Genomic DNA, 13874 nt, shown 5'->3' with positions numbered 1-13874 from the left:
GGCTATTGATTATCTCAACTATCAAATTTTAAGTAAATAAAAAGGGATTGCTTTGGGCAGTTCCTTTTTATTTTAACAAGAGTAAACCTATAGTGTTTCTAAATTGTGAATCATTCAAAACTGATTGTGATGAGACTATTCTAGCTTTAGAATCCTTCAAAAATTAAAGTTTAAGGCAATCAATTACTTAGAAGAGTACGAAAACATTTAGTTTATAGGAATTCTAGACCTAGAATCACATGGATATTTATGAAGTTAGGGTATTCGATAGTTAGGATTGTTCTATTCTGGACGATTTGGGCTGTTAGTTGTATAGAAAGTGTTCGAATTTTTTCAAGTGATTAAATTAGTTAATTGTATGAGGTGCTTTATGATATAATGTTCTTAATGAATTTTCAGAAAGGAAAACCTCAAATTGTCCTACAAATTTCTACTCTTCGACCTCGACCACACTCTTCTTGATTTTGATGCTGCTGAGGATGTGGCTTTGACCCAACTTCTAAAAGAAGAAGGAGTTGCGGATATTCAGGCTTATAAAGATTATTACGTTCCTATGAACAAGGCTCTCTGGAAAGACTTGGAGCTGAAGAAAATCAGTAAACAAGAGCTGGTTAACAAGCGCTTTTCTCGTTTATTTGCTCATTTTGGACAGGAAAAAGACGGTAGTTTTCTTGCCCAACGTTACCAATTTTACCTCGCCCAGCAGGGACAAACACTATCGGGCGCTCATGATCTCTTGGACAGCCTCATTGATCGTGATTATGACTTGTATGCTGCGACAAATGGCATTACTGCCATTCAGACAGGACGTTTGGCTCAATCTGGTCTAGGACCTTATTTCAATCAAGTCTTTATCTCTGAGCAATTGCAAACTCAAAAGCCGAATGCTCTATTTTATGAAAAAATCGGTCAGCAGATTGCTGGATTTAGTAAAGAAAAGACGCTGATGATTGGAGATTCTCTAACCGCCGACATTCAAGGTGGCAATAATGCTGGAATTGACACAATCTGGTACAACCCTCATCACCTCGAAAATCACACACAAGCCCAGCCAACTTACGAAGTCCATTCTTACCAAGACTTGCTGGATTGTTTGGATAAAAATATTCTTGCAAAGATCACATTTTAAAGGAGACGAGCTAATGACTACAAAAAAAGCTAATATTACTATTGAAGAGTACATTGAAATGTCTGAAGTTGATTTTAATGAAGCTGTTAATTATGAATTTACATCTGACACTTGTCAATTAGCAAATAGTATTTATCAATCTCTTTTTAAGTTTTTTGATAAGAAAAATTTCTCTGGCGATTTAATTTTTACTTGGAAATCTTCATCATTAGTCAAAGAAGGGGATTATATTGGGAGAAGGGATTCACAAGTAGATAATCTTAGAGTAATAGGAAATATATTTCCGAATTATCTTACTAATCGAAAATATAGCCTCAATATGAATCGTAATGGCTGTATGGGAGATTTTCCTCATGACTTTTTTGATATATACCTAGATCATGTAGCAAAGTATGCCTACGAACAAAAAGTTAATAATATTAAAGAGTATTATCCTTTAAAAAGAGCGATTTTACACCAAGAGAATGCATTGTATTTTCGATTGTTTTCTAATTTTGACGACTTTTTAGAAAAAAATTATTTAAAAACTATATGGCAAGTTTCTAAAGAAACTCCTTTTTCTGAAATGGATTTTAATATGTTTAAAAATATTTCAGAAAAGATAATCTTCGAAAGAGGTAGTAAAATGCTTAATGATTTAAAAAGTAATTATAAAAAATAGCCAGTCTTTATAAACTGTATTCACGTATTCAAATCGTATATAGTCGATTTATTAAATCTTTAGATAAACTGTAAAAAGTGGTTTAGAAAGCCACTTTTTGCTATAATAGAGGCAGTAAAAACGAAGGAGTCGGCTATGGAACACTCGTCTTGGCATGCTTTGATTAAGGCGCAATTACCTGAGGGTTATTTTGGGAAAATCAATCAGTTTATGAATCAGGTCTATGCTCAGGGGACTATTTATCCACCCAAGGAAAAGGTTTTTCAAGCTCTCTTGACAACACCGCTTGAAGACGTTAAGGTGGTCATTCTAGGGCAAGACCCCTATCACGGACCAGGGCAAGCTCAGGGCTTGAGTTTTTCTGTCCCTGACTCTATTCCAGCTCCGCCGTCCTTGCAAAATATCTTGAAGGAATTGTCAGACGATATCGGCGTTAAGAAATCTCATGATTTGACAACTTGGGCTGAGCAAGGAGTCTTGCTTCTTAATGCTTGTTTGACGGTTCCTGCTGGACAGGCCAATGGTCATGCTGGTCAGATATGGGAGCCTTTTACGGATGCTGTGATTCAGGTGGTCAATCATCTAGATAGACCAGTCGTTTTTGTACTCTGGGGAGCCTATGCACGTAAGAAGAAGACCTTGGTTACCAATCCTCATCACTTGATTATCGAATCAGCCCATCCCAGTCCTTTGTCAGTTTATAGAGGATTTTGGGGTTCCAAGCCTTTTTCCAAGACAAATGCATTCTTAAAAGAGACAGGACAAGAGCCAATCGATTGGCTTAGATAAGGAGAAAATATGCCTCAGTTAGCGACGATTTGCTACATTGATAACGGGAAAGAACTGCTTATGCTCCACCGCAATAAGAAACCCAATGATGTCCATGAAGGGAAATGGATTGGTGTGGGTGGTAAGCTAGAGCGAGGAGAGACCCCTCAGGAGTGCGCGGCGCGTGAAATCCTCGAAGAAACAGGGCTCAAAGCCAAGCCAGTTCTAAAAGGTGTCATCACTTTTCCTGAATTTACGCCAGATTTAGACTGGTACACCTATGTTTTTAAGGTGACGGAGTTTGAGGGGGACTTGATTGACTGCAATGAGGGGACGCTAGAATGGGTTCCCTATGACGAGGTTTTGAGTAAGCCGACTTGGGAAGGTGACCATACCTTTGTTGGGTGGCTTTTAGAGGATAAACCCTTCTTTTCAGCCAAGTTTGTTTATGATGGGGATAAATTGTTGGATACCCAAGTTGATTTCTATGAATAAAGTCTAGTGGTAAAATGTCAAGCGCCCCCCCGCTCAAAGTTTGAAAACTATTTCAAAAAAAGGGTGCACTAAAGAAGCCCTACTGAAAACGATGTTTTCAAACTGTTTTCAGTAGATTTTTAAGGAGAGGTGCAGATATAACTTACTTATCTTCCATAAGCCTCCTTGGTGGCGTATAGAGTTGATGGTTGCGTAGTAGCACATCCACCAGACGCACAAATTTTCTAGCGGTTAGTACGATGGCTCGTTTGTGTTGGTGTTTAGGTACTTCATGGTATTTCTTCTTATAGAAATCCTTGTATTCGTCATCATAGCGCCTTACCGAGTTGGCGGCTTCAACCAGGTAGTAGCGCAGATAACGATTGCCCCTATTCACAAGCGAAGTATGTTGTGAGTTTGAGTTACCAGATTACTTTTCTCTCCAATTCAGACCAGCAAATTTTGCGACCTGGGGATGGTCTTTAAAGCGTTCGATTTGTCCAATTTCGGCAATGATACCAGCAGCGTAGACCTTACCGACCCCAGGTATGGAGGTCAGGCATTGATATTCAGGAATGGTTTCCACCATATCTTCAATGGCCTTATCAATTTCCTTGATCATTTTTTCCAGGTTTCGAATTTCCCGAGCCAGAAGTCCGAGAATGACATTGACTGAATTTTGTTGGAGTTTAGAGAGGCGATAAGAACCTCTGATAGCGGCTTGAATGGTTTGAGCAAGCTTCTCAGAGTCCTTAAAATGCCCTTTACCCATTTGTTGGAGCCAATCAGCTAATTCTTGAAGAGGCATGTTAGCAAGTTCGTCTAAGGTCATCTCATCTGTCATCAAGGTCATCATCGTTGAACTCCATAGGTTAGTAGAGAGTTCTTCTTTCTTGAATTGATAAGCCAAGGTATTGCACTTGTAGTAGATATTTTCAATGAAGTGCTGTTTGGTTCTGGTTAATTGCTCGATGATTTGGAGTCTGGTTCTTGTGAGATGTTGGAGAGCCATGTATTTCTCTTCTTTTAAGAAAGAAGGTGAAAATCGCTCAATACGGAAATAATCCGCAATGTAGAAAGCATCAATGGTATCGTTTTTGTTTTCTTCGAAAGCTTCCCGATACTTCTTGATTTTATTAGGTTGTTCGACCATAATCTCAACATGTAGTTCTTTCAACTGACTATCTTCATGGAAGAACATAGCAGGGTGGAAACTGTAGAGACTGGTTGCTTCCATGCCAATGACAATCCTTTCGAAGTGATAGGTATGATTCAAATCAAGGATATGATTTTTAATCTCTGTTGCCCCAGAAAGGTCATTAGAGAGGGAAGCAGTGACAGGGGTGCTAGTATCATTCAACATGATACACACATCTAATTTGGTAGAGCTGACGTCTAAACCGACAAAACATGTCATTAAGGAAGGTCTCCTTTCCATTAGATTTGGAAGTTTTCTTGACTACTGTAAGGTTTCCCAGAAACACCTTGTTCCAACATCCTCGCATAAGAGAATCCTTATCACAGCCTGACAGAGCCGCCTGCATCCTACTAGATGCAGAAGTCAAGCTGTGGAAACAGCTAGTGTGTTGGAAGTTTGAACAAGGCTTGGGTAACAGACTTTTTAATGAAGTCCAAGCAACAAGGAGAAAAAGAAACAACCATGAGTCCATTCCATGACTCTATTGTTCTAGAAAACCTTGCAATAGTCAAGTGATAACGAATAAAACTTGGGATTGAAATATCCCCATGATTATATATTACGAGGAGAAAGCAGATGCTACTAATCAAAAACGGTCGTGTAATGGATCCCAAGTCTGGCTTGGATCAAGTGTGTGATGTCTTAGTTCAAGATGGGAAAATTATCAAAATTGCGCCTGAGATTGAAGAAGAAGGAGCAGAGATAATTGATGCTAGTGGTCTTGTAGTTGCTCCTGGCTTGGTTGATATCCATGTTCATTTCCGTGAACCTGGTCAAACCCATAAAGAAGACATTCATACTGGTGCCCTAGCAGCCGCTGCAGGTGGTTTTACTACTGTCGTCATGATGGCTAATACCAGTCCAACCATTTCAGACGTGGAGACTTTGCAAGAAGTTCTTCAATCTGCTGCCAAGGAAAAAATCAATGTTAAGACGGTTGCGACCATTACCAAGAATTTTAATGGCCAAGATTTGACTGACTTTCAGGCACTTTTAGAAGCTGGAGCAGTTGGATTTTCAGATGATGGCATTCCACTTGAAAGCAGTAAGGTTGTCAAGGAAGCCATGGAGGAAGCCAAAAAGCTTAATACCTTTATTAGTCTCCATGAGGAAGATCCAGGATTGAACGGTGTCCTTGGCTTTAATGAAAATATCGCTAAAGAACATTTCCATATCTGTGGTGCGACTGGGGTTGCTGAGTATGCTATGATGGCGCGTGATGTCATGATTGCCTATGCAACTAAGGCTCATGTCCATATTCAGCATTTGTCTAAGGAAGAAAGTGTCAAAGTAGTTGAGTTTGCTCAAGGGCTAGGTGCGCAAGTAACAGCAGAAGTAGCGCCGCAGCATTTTTCTAAAACCGAAGCACTTCTTTTGACACAAGGTAGCAATGCTAAGATGAATCCGCCGCTTCGTTTGGAATCAGATCGTCGTGCCGTGATTGAAGGTCTCAAGTCAGGTGTTATCACAGTTATCGCGACTGACCATGCGCCTCACCATGCGGATGAAAAAAATGTTGAGGATATTACCAAAGCGCCATCTGGTATGACAGGTTTGGAAACATCCCTATCTCTCGGCTTGACCTTTTTGGTAGAAGCTGGTGAGTTAAGCTTGATGGAATTACTTGAAAAAATGACATACAACCCAGCCAAGCTTTACAACTTTGAAGCAGGTTACTTGGCTGAGAATGGTCCGGCGGATATCACTATTTTTGATGACAAGGCTGTTCGTCTTGTGGACTCCCATTTTGCTTCGAAAGCGACTAATTCACCCTTTATCGGTGAAACCTTAAAAGGGCAGGTCAAATATACCATCTGTAAGGGACAAATCGTCTATCAAGCTTGATAGGAGTTGGAATATGAATTATTTTCGAAAACGTAGGGAGAGAAAAGCAAAATCTAATAGTGGAATTTACTGTCCCGCAGCTAATCGTTCCAAAATTCAATATGAAACTAAAGAAAAAGCTGACCATGCGGTTCAATATGATAACGGAGGTTTAGTTAGAAGCTATTATTGTCGTACATGTGCGTGTTGGCATACTACTTCAAAATCTAATAAACCTCCGCTAAGTTTGAAAAACTATGGTCTGAAACTCTTTGGTTTAGATAAATCAGAATAGAAAGAGAAGTATGTATAAGACAAAGTGTTTACGAGAGAAGTTAGTATTATTTTTAAAGATATTTTTCCCAATCCTGATCTACCAATTTGCCAATTATTCTGCCTCTTTTGTTGACACTGCAATGACAGGTCAATACAATACTATGGACTTGGCTGGTGTGTCTATGGCAACCAGTATCTGGAATCCTTTCTTTACCTTCCTGACAGGGATTGTATCAGCCCTGGTGCCCATCATTGGTCACCACCTTGGTCGAGGCAAAAAGGAAGAAGTTGCGTCAGATTTTTACCAGTTCATCTATTTGGCCCTGGGGCTATCTGTGGTCTTGCTGGGACTGGTAGTTTTTCTGGCACCACCCGTTTTAAATCATATCGGACTAGAAGCGCCGGTGGCGACAGTAGCGGTTCGCTATCTCTGGTTTTTATCTATCGGAATTATCCCCTTATTGCTTTTTAGTGTCATTCGTTCCTTGCTGGATTCACTAGGGCTGACCAAACTGTCCATGTATCTCATGCTTTTGTTACTTCCCTTGAATAGTGGATTTAACTATCTCTTGATTTACGGGGCCTTTGGAGTTCCAGAGCTGGGAGGTGCTGGTGCTGGTTTAGGAACATCCTTGGCCTACTGGGTCTTGCTTGGAATTTCTGTTCTGGTTTTATTTAAACAGGAGAAGCTCAAAGCCTTACACCTTGAGAAACGTATTCCGCTTAATATGGATAAAATCAAGGAAGGAGTTCGTTTAGGTCTGCCTATTGGGGGGACTGTCTTCGCGGAAGTAGCTATCTTTTCCGTGGTTGGCTTGATTATGGCTAAGTTCTCGTCCTTGATTATCGCTAGCCACCAGTCAGCCATGAACTTTTCAAGTCTCATGTACGCCTTTCCTATGAGTATCTCATCTGCTATGGCTATTGTCGTTTCCTATGAAGTGGGAGCCAAGCGATTTGATGATGCGAAAACCTATATTGGTCTAGGAAGATGGACTGCCCTCATTTTTGCGGCCTTCACCTTAACCTTCCTTTACATTTTTAGGGGAAATGTGGCCAGTCTTTATGGTAACGATCCAGAATTTATTGATTTGACAGCGCGTTTTTTGACTTATAGCCTTTTCTTCCAGTTAGCAGATACTTTTGCGGCACCGCTCCAGGGAATTTTACGGGGCTATAAGGATACAGTTATTCCTTTTTACCTTGGTTTGGTTGGTTACTGGGGGGTGACACTCCCAGTAGCTATGGTATTTGATTCCCTAACAGATTTTGGAGCTTATTCTTACTGGATTGGTTTGATTATTAGTCTAATCGTGAGTGGGGCGCTCTACCGTTGGCGTTTAACTGTGATTATGAAGAGAATTGAATCCAGAAAAGCTTGATTTTTAGAATTCCTACAAGCAAAAATATCCTTCCTTATCTGCATTATTTTAATTAGTAGTAGGTAGACGAGAACTTCAAAAATATAGAAACAATTGATATTCCACGCTACTTTACTGGTATCAGATATAAAGAAAAAGAAGTTGCTTATTTTAGCAGCTTCTTTTTTTGATAAATATTTTACATAAGTTATATTATGTAAAATCATAAACTATCCAAGGCATTTTTTTGTTCATCATTGACGATATGGGTATAGAGGTCAGTGACTTGTGTGCTGGCATGTCCTAGTTGGTGGCTGACCAAAACTTGCGATTTAGTAGCATCATAGAGCCTAGTTGCTAAGGTATGTCGTAATTTATGGGGTGTTACACGCACTTTAAAATCCTCTGAGTATTTAGCAACCATTTTTTCAACGCTGGAAGCATCGATACGATTAGGAACTCCTCTGTAGAGAGTCAAAAAAAGGGCTGTATCTATTTTTTCCGTCTTATAGCGTTGATTTCGAATGGCCAGATAATTCTCTAAATAAGGCTTAGCAAAAGCAGCGACATTGACCGAGTCACGTTTGCCCCCTTTTCGAGTGACATCGATCACCATCATTTTTAGATTGAGATCTCTTAGATCCAGATTAACAGCTTCAGATAAGCGAACACCCGATGCCAAGAGAAGGGCAATAATGGCTAAATCTCGTTCTTTATTTTTGTTGAATGATGAGAGAGCTCGATTTGAAAGCTGTTGTGGGTACTCTTGGTCAATATAAGTTAGAAAACCTTCTGTTTCATCACCTAAAAAGAGTTTTTGCTTGATGTTTTCAGCTCTGGCAGCAAGGGTCTCTTTCTTTTTCTTTGTTGAAACTTTCTTCATTACATTACGATAGAAATAAGGTTCGCCCTGGTCGTTTTCAACCTCCTCGGTCAGATACTTGTAAAGACTAGAAAGTGCTGACAAAGTCCGATTGATGGTTGTCTGAGAAACACCTTGTTTGGTTGTATTAGCATTCAGCAAGGGACGTTCACGTAGATAAAGGATAAAGGATTCCATGTCTTTCTTAGACATATTTTCCAAAACTGATAAAGGAATATCGGACATTTTATCAGCGTTTGAAATACCAGACTCTAAAACCCAGCTGAAAAATCGATCGTATTCCTTGAGGTATTCGTACAAGGTTGTAAAACTGTAAGGAACAGCAAGCTTAGATTGGTAGTATTCAAGAATATACCAGGGCATGATTTGTTTTAGTTTGTCGATTCGTTCCAGTAAAATCTCACGTTTCATGTATTTTCTCCATAAATAAGTCTATTAGTAGTATAGCATGGACTTATTTATTTTTCAAGAAAATTATAGTTTTTCGGAAAGATGTTATAGAGCTTTTTAAAAAAACTTAGACCTGTGTAATACGGATCTAAGTCTTTGGAGTTTCATTGTGAATCATTAGCTAGTGCTTTTTCTAGCTTCCAAATACTAAACCAGAATGAAATAGTTAACAGAATAAGGAAAATAAAAAAATCTCACCCACTAAAGTTCTGTTAATACTACATAACTGAAGAGCTATATAAGGGAGCTATGAGATACAAAATGCACTGTATAATTGCTATTGTTTTCTTTTTCATGATTTTAATCTTACTGTACAGATTTGATACAGTAAACTCCTTTCTAGCTTTATGCTTTATCATTTCTAACTTAATTATAGTCTTATTTTTACCAAAGCTCAATTATTTATATGTAAAATTCCTCATCAGTAAAAAATAACCGATCTCATTGCTGAGAATCGGTTTTCTAAATAAATCAGGTCAGCTGTTTACATAATTTATATTATGTAAACAAACTCTACAACAACAAATCTTTGACTTTTCCAATTTCACTTTTTGGAATAACCAGGTGAATCATATTACCCAGATACATTCTGGTTGAGCCGTTAACTGTTTGGCTCTTTCCATTATGGACTTGGGTAGTGATGAGGACGTTGTGTGGTAAGTTGAGTTCGTGTACTTGTTTCCCAGCAATCTTATCAGAAACTGGTATTTCGATAAGGGTAACTTCTCCTTCACTGGATACTTCTTCTGGAAGCATTTTTTCCAGCATGGCTTCATAGACTGGTGTACCCTTGAGCAAATCCATGATAATATAAGAAACAAGAGTGACAAGACCAAGTGGCATGAGGTTGCGAATATCTCCTACCATCTCAGTTACGAGGATCATGGCAGTTAAGGGAGCTTTTGATATTGCTCCAAAATAGCCACTCATTCCTAGAATGACAAATATAGGGAATTGCTCTTGACTGACAAGTCCAAGATTGACACAGATAACACCAACTAGGGCACCAAGTAAGGAACCGAGAGCCAGAATTGGTAGGAAAATTCCTCCTGGAAGACCACTTCCATAACTAATCATGCTCCAGATAAAGCGAATTAAAAAGTAAGCTAATAGAACTTGAAAACTAAAATCTTGCTCAGTTAAGGAAAGAACAAGCTGATTTCCACCACCAAGGACGTGGGGTAAAAAAATTCCGACTGGTATGATGAGAATGAAGGCCAGAATTGGATAATGAGCTCTATCCAAATGGATTTTTTGACCAATCCAATCATAAAGTCTACCGACATCGAGCACAGCTTTTTCATAGAGAAAACCGGAAAATCCAAGGAAAATTCCCATCACAAGATAAATCCAGTATTGATCTAGGGTCATGAGAGGAATGTTATCTGGCATATCCAATACTGGTGTCAAACCGAACATGAGCAGAGACACAAAGTTTGCTACGATGCTGGCTGCTAGTGTAGAAACCCAGAAAAAGCGCGAAAAATGGTGATAAACTTCTTCTACTACAAAGAGGAGGCCTGCTATTGGTGCATTAAAGGCTGCGGCTAAACCTGCTGCAGCTCCACTGGCAATTAAGGAACGTTCCTCTACTGGACTGGATTTGAGCCACTTGGCAATTCCTTTACCACCAACTGCTCCCAGTTGGATACTTGGCCCTTCACGCCCCAGCATAAGGCCGCTGGCAATAGCAAGCATTCCTAGCACATATTTTTTCCAAAGAACGCCCCACCAGTTGAGGGACATGAGGCCTTTCAGTTCGGCTTCGACTTGCGGAATTCCTGAGCCTTTGATATCTTTTTCTGATCGAGTTAATTTAGCACTGAGCCAACAGATGAGTATATAAAACAAAACCAGTACAAAAAGATTGCGCACTAGGTGCCCTTGATCTTGATAAAGTCCTTGTATCAGGTGGAAGCCCTTTTCAATTAAGAAACGAAAGGATCCGACGATAATTCCAACGACGAGGCCGACAATGATTCCTCGACCAACTTGGGATAGGATAGTGCTGGATGCAAAGGCGAATTCTTTCTTAGAACGGACTATTTCCGACTGTTCCTCCATGGTATTTCCTTTCAATTAACTTTCTTTTTTACCTAAAACCAGTGATTTAACAGGTTCAAAGCTGGTTCGGTGAATTGGGGTAACTCCTAGTTTTTCGAGTCCTTCTAGGTGTTTAGCTGTTCCATATCCTGCATTAGTAGCGAAATCATAGCCAGGAAACCGCTGATCGTATTCCTTCATCAATTCATCACGGGTCACCTTGGCTACTATAGAAGCTGCTGCGATAGAGAGGGAATTAGCATCACCTTTGATGATGGCAGTTTGTGAAATGGGCAATTCCAGTTTCATGGCATCTATCAGGAGGTGATCAGGTTGAGGACTGAGCTGGGAGATTGCTTCTTCCATAGCTAGTTTGGTTGCTTCATAGATATTGATTTGGTCGATGACCTGATTATCTATGATACCAATTCCAATCGACAAGGCTTGGTTTTGAACGGCTTGGAAAATCTCCAGATGTTTCTTTTTAGGAATTTTCTTGCTGTCATTGAGGCCTCTAATCTTACAATTTTTAGGTAAAATAACAGCTGCAGCGACTACAGGACCAGCAAGAGGACCACGACCAACCTCATCAATACCTGCTATCAAGGTCAATCCTTGCTTGTAAAGTTCTTTTTCATAGGAAAGCATGGATTCCAAACGAAAATCCTCATCCAATTCAGCCTGAATGGCTTTTTTACGCTTGCTGATTTCCTTTTGAACTCCAGAGCGACTATCCTGTTCGAGTTGTAAAAAAAGAGGGTTATCTAAGTCCTTGACCGTTGCAAGAAGTTCTTTTATTTCTTTAATCGTCGCCATAGAGGTCTTTCAATGTATCTAAGGTATAGTTACCGAGTTTGCCATCACGGACTTCCTTCACGAAGAGACTGTAAAAACGGTCATAGTCATCACGGAAACCGAGGGCACGGGTCATATCCATAATAATCACAGGCGCTTCCTCTTCAATTTTCATTTGTTTGAAGCGTTCAGCCAACTTTTCTGGATAATGTTCTTTGAAATAATTGAGGCCAAAAATAGTTACCTCATCCATAGGAAGCAACTGGTCTTTGATAGCTCCAGTCAAGGCCAGTTTCAGTGCAACAGTTTCATCCTCAAACTTAGGCCAGAGAATCCCCGGTGTATCCAAGATTTCCAGGTCTTTATTGGTTTTGAGCCATTGTTGCCCCTTGGTAATCCCTGGCTTGTTTCCAACAACAGCAATTTTCTTACCAGCCAAACGATTCATCAGAGTTGATTTACCAGCATTTGGAATCCCAATAATCATGGTACGCAAGGTTTCAATCTGAATACCACGTCCTTTCTGACGAGCAATCTTATCGGCCATGAGCTTTTTGGCCGCATCTGTTACAACTTTTACAGTCACTTGCTCTTTGGAATTGATAGTCAGCGTCTGGATTCCCTGTGATTCAAAATACTGACGCCATTCTTTGGTCATTACTGGATCGGCCAAGTCCGCCTTGTTTAAAATCAGGAGTTTCGGTTTATCACCAACAATCTTGGTCAACATAGGATTTTGACTAGATAGAGGTAAGCGTGCATCCACCAAAATCGTTACAAAATCAACAAATTTTAGATTTTCCTGCACCTGCCGACGCGCTTTAGACATGTGACCAGGAAACCATTGAATAGTAGCCATTGAGTTTTTCCTTTCATAGCGAGGATTTAGATACCCTATTTTATTTTACTATCGTTTGAACACATAGAGTTTTCAAATGGATGATGTCCAAACACTTCTTGTTTTATGACATAGAAATCTACTTTATATTATATCATGCCTTCTTTATTTTGTCCGATGATAGCCTTTCAGGTACCCTATATATAGTAGATTAAAACAAGATGTGAACAAATCGATTAGGAAAGTCAAATTAATTTCTAGAAATATTTTAACATCTATAACGTACTATTCTAAAGTCAGTGCGTCATAACAAGGTATCGTATCTATCCTAATTCCCCAACTTCCGGTATACTAAATAAAAATAGTTATCGGAGGAAAGGTAGTGTACTATGATGATTCAACTAAACGATTTAGGTCAAGTTCACCTTGTTTGTGGGAAAACGGATATGAGGCAGGGAATTGATTCACTGGCTTATCTCGTTAAAACCCACTTTGAATTGGATCCTTTCTCAGGTCAAGTCTTTCTCTTTTGTGGTGGACGTAAAGACCGCTTTAAAGCCCTTTACTGGGATGGTCAAGGATTTTGGCTACTATATAAACGCTTTGAGAACGGTAAGTTGACTTGGCCAAGTACCAAAGCTCTCACACCTGAACAAGTAGACTGGCTGATGAAGGGCTTTTCTATCACTCCAAAAATAAATTCATCAGAAAGTCGTGATTTCTATTGAAATGAGGACTTTCTTTTTAGTATAATAAAGTTAGAAAACAGAGAGGGAAGATGATGAAAGACTTATTAAAAATCATTCAACAACAGAGTGCTACAATTGATAGTCTCACCAATGAACTTACCCTTCTGCGTGAACAAGTGGCTTATCTAACGCAAAAGCTCTATGGAAAATCCTCTGAGAAAAGTGTTTGTCCATATGGACAAGTCAGCCTTTTTGAGGAGGAAGTTTCATCTGATGAAGATGGAGATGTTCCCAGTTGAAACAGAGGAAATCACCTACAAACGTAAGAAAGCTAAAGGGAAACGTCAAGCTCCATCTTGCCCAATTTGATTCAGAAGAAGTTCATCATCGCTTAGAGGACTGTATTTGCCCTGACTGTCAGGGAGATCTAAAAGAGATTGGAGCAACCCTTCAAGGACAAGAATTGGTCTTTATTCCTGCGCAAT

13 protein-coding genes and 2 pseudogenes are annotated in these 13874 nt (G+C 39.5%); 10 read left to right on the top strand and 5 right to left on the bottom strand.

Going from position 1 to position 13874, the window contains the following annotated elements; translation table 11 throughout:
- The first annotated feature begins 415 nt into the window (after positions 1-415).
- The 4 genes from HT736_RS07430 to HT736_RS07415 all read left to right on the top strand — a co-directional run bounded on the left by HT736_RS07430 (position 416) and on the right by HT736_RS07415 (position 3053).
- Positions 416-1129, top strand: a complete 714-nt coding sequence (locus HT736_RS07430) for a YjjG family noncanonical pyrimidine nucleotidase (protein ID WP_050236557.1) — start codon at positions 416-418, stop codon at positions 1127-1129.
- Between the two features lie 13 nt (positions 1130-1142).
- Positions 1143-1790, top strand: a complete 648-nt coding sequence (locus tag HT736_RS07425; RefSeq protein ID WP_050236556.1) for a hypothetical protein — start codon at positions 1143-1145, stop codon at positions 1788-1790.
- A 135-nt stretch (positions 1791-1925) separates the two neighbouring features.
- Entirely contained in the window at positions 1926-2579 is a 654-nt protein-coding gene (locus HT736_RS07420) for a uracil-DNA glycosylase (protein WP_023939074.1), read from the top strand.
- Between the two features lie 9 nt (positions 2580-2588).
- On the top strand, positions 2589-3053 hold the full coding sequence (locus tag HT736_RS07415) for an 8-oxo-dGTP diphosphatase (RefSeq protein ID WP_001135770.1): 465 nt from the start codon (positions 2589-2591) through the stop codon (positions 3051-3053).
- 142 nt (positions 3054-3195) lie between these two features.
- Here HT736_RS07415 and HT736_RS07410 read toward each other — a convergent pair.
- Positions 3196-4449: pseudogene (locus HT736_RS07410) on the bottom strand (IS110-like element ISSpn10 family transposase).
- A 357-nt stretch (positions 4450-4806) separates the two neighbouring features.
- Here HT736_RS07410 and HT736_RS07405 point away from each other — a divergent pair.
- From HT736_RS07405 to pdrM, 3 genes are read left to right on the top strand one after another with little or no spacing between them, the layout of a single operon-like run.
- The gene (locus HT736_RS07405) at positions 4807-6075 is read left to right on the top strand and encodes a dihydroorotase (protein ID WP_172930900.1); all 1269 of its coding nucleotides are present in this window, start codon (positions 4807-4809) and stop codon (positions 6073-6075) included.
- A 13-nt stretch (positions 6076-6088) separates the two neighbouring features.
- Positions 6089-6349 carry a hypothetical protein gene (locus HT736_RS07400; RefSeq protein WP_172930899.1) on the top strand — a complete coding sequence of 87 codons (261 nt, stop codon included), beginning with the start codon at positions 6089-6091 and terminating at the stop codon, positions 6347-6349.
- A 10-nt stretch (positions 6350-6359) separates the two neighbouring features.
- Positions 6360-7712, top strand: coding sequence for a sodium-coupled multidrug efflux MATE transporter PdrM (pdrM, locus tag HT736_RS07395; protein WP_172930898.1), 1353 nt, complete (start codon positions 6360-6362; stop codon positions 7710-7712).
- A gap of 202 nt (positions 7713-7914) precedes the next feature.
- On the opposite strand, the gene xerS is transcribed toward pdrM, so the two are convergent.
- The 4 genes from xerS to ylqF all read right to left on the bottom strand — a co-directional run bounded on the left by xerS (position 7915) and on the right by ylqF (position 12721).
- Positions 7915-8985: a tyrosine recombinase XerS gene (xerS, locus tag HT736_RS07390; RefSeq protein ID WP_172930897.1), complete on the bottom strand. Its 1071-nt coding sequence runs from the start codon at positions 8983-8985 to the stop codon at positions 7915-7917.
- Positions 8986-9537: 552 nt separating this feature from the next.
- Complete coding sequence (locus HT736_RS07385) at positions 9538-11088, bottom strand: ClC family H(+)/Cl(-) exchange transporter (RefSeq protein WP_138700497.1); 1551 nt, start codon at positions 11086-11088, stop codon at positions 9538-9540.
- 15 nt (positions 11089-11103) lie between these two features.
- A complete protein-coding gene (locus HT736_RS07380; protein ID WP_138704070.1) occupies positions 11104-11883 on the bottom strand; it encodes a ribonuclease HII in 780 nt (259 codons plus the stop codon).
- On the bottom strand, positions 11870-12721 hold the full coding sequence (gene ylqF, locus HT736_RS07375) for a ribosome biogenesis GTPase YlqF (protein WP_000201328.1): 852 nt from the start codon (positions 12719-12721) through the stop codon (positions 11870-11872). The genes HT736_RS07380 and ylqF overlap by 14 nt, the downstream gene beginning before the upstream one ends.
- A 368-nt stretch (positions 12722-13089) precedes the next feature.
- Between ylqF and tnpB the strand changes: the two genes are divergently transcribed.
- From tnpB to HT736_RS07360, 3 genes and pseudogenes are all read left to right on the top strand, one after another.
- Entirely contained in the window at positions 13090-13428 is a 339-nt protein-coding gene (gene tnpB, locus HT736_RS07370) for an IS66 family insertion sequence element accessory protein TnpB (protein ID WP_172930896.1), read from the top strand.
- Positions 13429-13481: 53 nt separating this feature from the next.
- Positions 13482-13688, top strand: a complete 207-nt coding sequence (locus HT736_RS07365) for a transposase (protein ID WP_172930895.1) — start codon at positions 13482-13484, stop codon at positions 13686-13688.
- A pseudogene (locus tag HT736_RS07360) lies at positions 13663-13874 on the top strand (IS66 family transposase); the annotation flags it as partial. The gene HT736_RS07365 and the pseudogene HT736_RS07360, both read left to right, overlap by 26 nt.

Origin of the sequence: Streptococcus sp. 339 (assembly GCF_013277285.1) — a bacterium.
In the GTDB taxonomy this organism is placed as follows: Bacteria; Bacillota; Bacilli; order Lactobacillales; family Streptococcaceae; genus Streptococcus; species Streptococcus pseudopneumoniae.
Note: the sequence above shows the minus strand (reverse complement) of the source record. Positions and strands in the feature narration are given on the sequence as shown.

Excerpts from the sequence above, each read along its gene's own strand:
- HT736_RS07425 (WP_050236556.1), top strand. The coding sequence starts at position 1,143 with ATGACTACAAAAAAAGCTAATATTACTATTGAAGAGTACATTGAAATG.
- HT736_RS07420 (WP_023939074.1), top strand. The coding sequence starts at position 1,926 with ATGGAACACTCGTCTTGGCATGCTTTGATTAAGGCGCAATTACCTGAG.
- HT736_RS07415 (WP_001135770.1), top strand. The coding sequence starts at position 2,589 with ATGCCTCAGTTAGCGACGATTTGCTACATTGATAACGGGAAAGAACTG.
- HT736_RS07405 (WP_172930900.1), top strand. The coding sequence starts at position 4,807 with ATGCTACTAATCAAAAACGGTCGTGTAATGGATCCCAAGTCTGGCTTG.
- HT736_RS07400 (WP_172930899.1), top strand. The coding sequence starts at position 6,089 with ATGAATTATTTTCGAAAACGTAGGGAGAGAAAAGCAAAATCTAATAGT.
- pdrM (WP_172930898.1), top strand. The coding sequence starts at position 6,360 with ATGTATAAGACAAAGTGTTTACGAGAGAAGTTAGTATTATTTTTAAAG.
- xerS (WP_172930897.1), bottom strand. The coding sequence starts at position 8,985 with ATGAAACGTGAGATTTTACTGGAACGAATCGACAAACTAAAACAAATC.
- HT736_RS07385 (WP_138700497.1), bottom strand. The coding sequence starts at position 11,088 with ATGGAGGAACAGTCGGAAATAGTCCGTTCTAAGAAAGAATTCGCCTTT.
- HT736_RS07380 (WP_138704070.1), bottom strand. The coding sequence starts at position 11,883 with ATGGCGACGATTAAAGAAATAAAAGAACTTCTTGCAACGGTCAAGGAC.
- ylqF (WP_000201328.1), bottom strand. The coding sequence starts at position 12,721 with ATGGCTACTATTCAATGGTTTCCTGGTCACATGTCTAAAGCGCGTCGG.
- tnpB (WP_172930896.1), top strand. The coding sequence starts at position 13,090 with ATGATGATTCAACTAAACGATTTAGGTCAAGTTCACCTTGTTTGTGGG.
- HT736_RS07365 (WP_172930895.1), top strand. The coding sequence starts at position 13,482 with ATGAAAGACTTATTAAAAATCATTCAACAACAGAGTGCTACAATTGAT.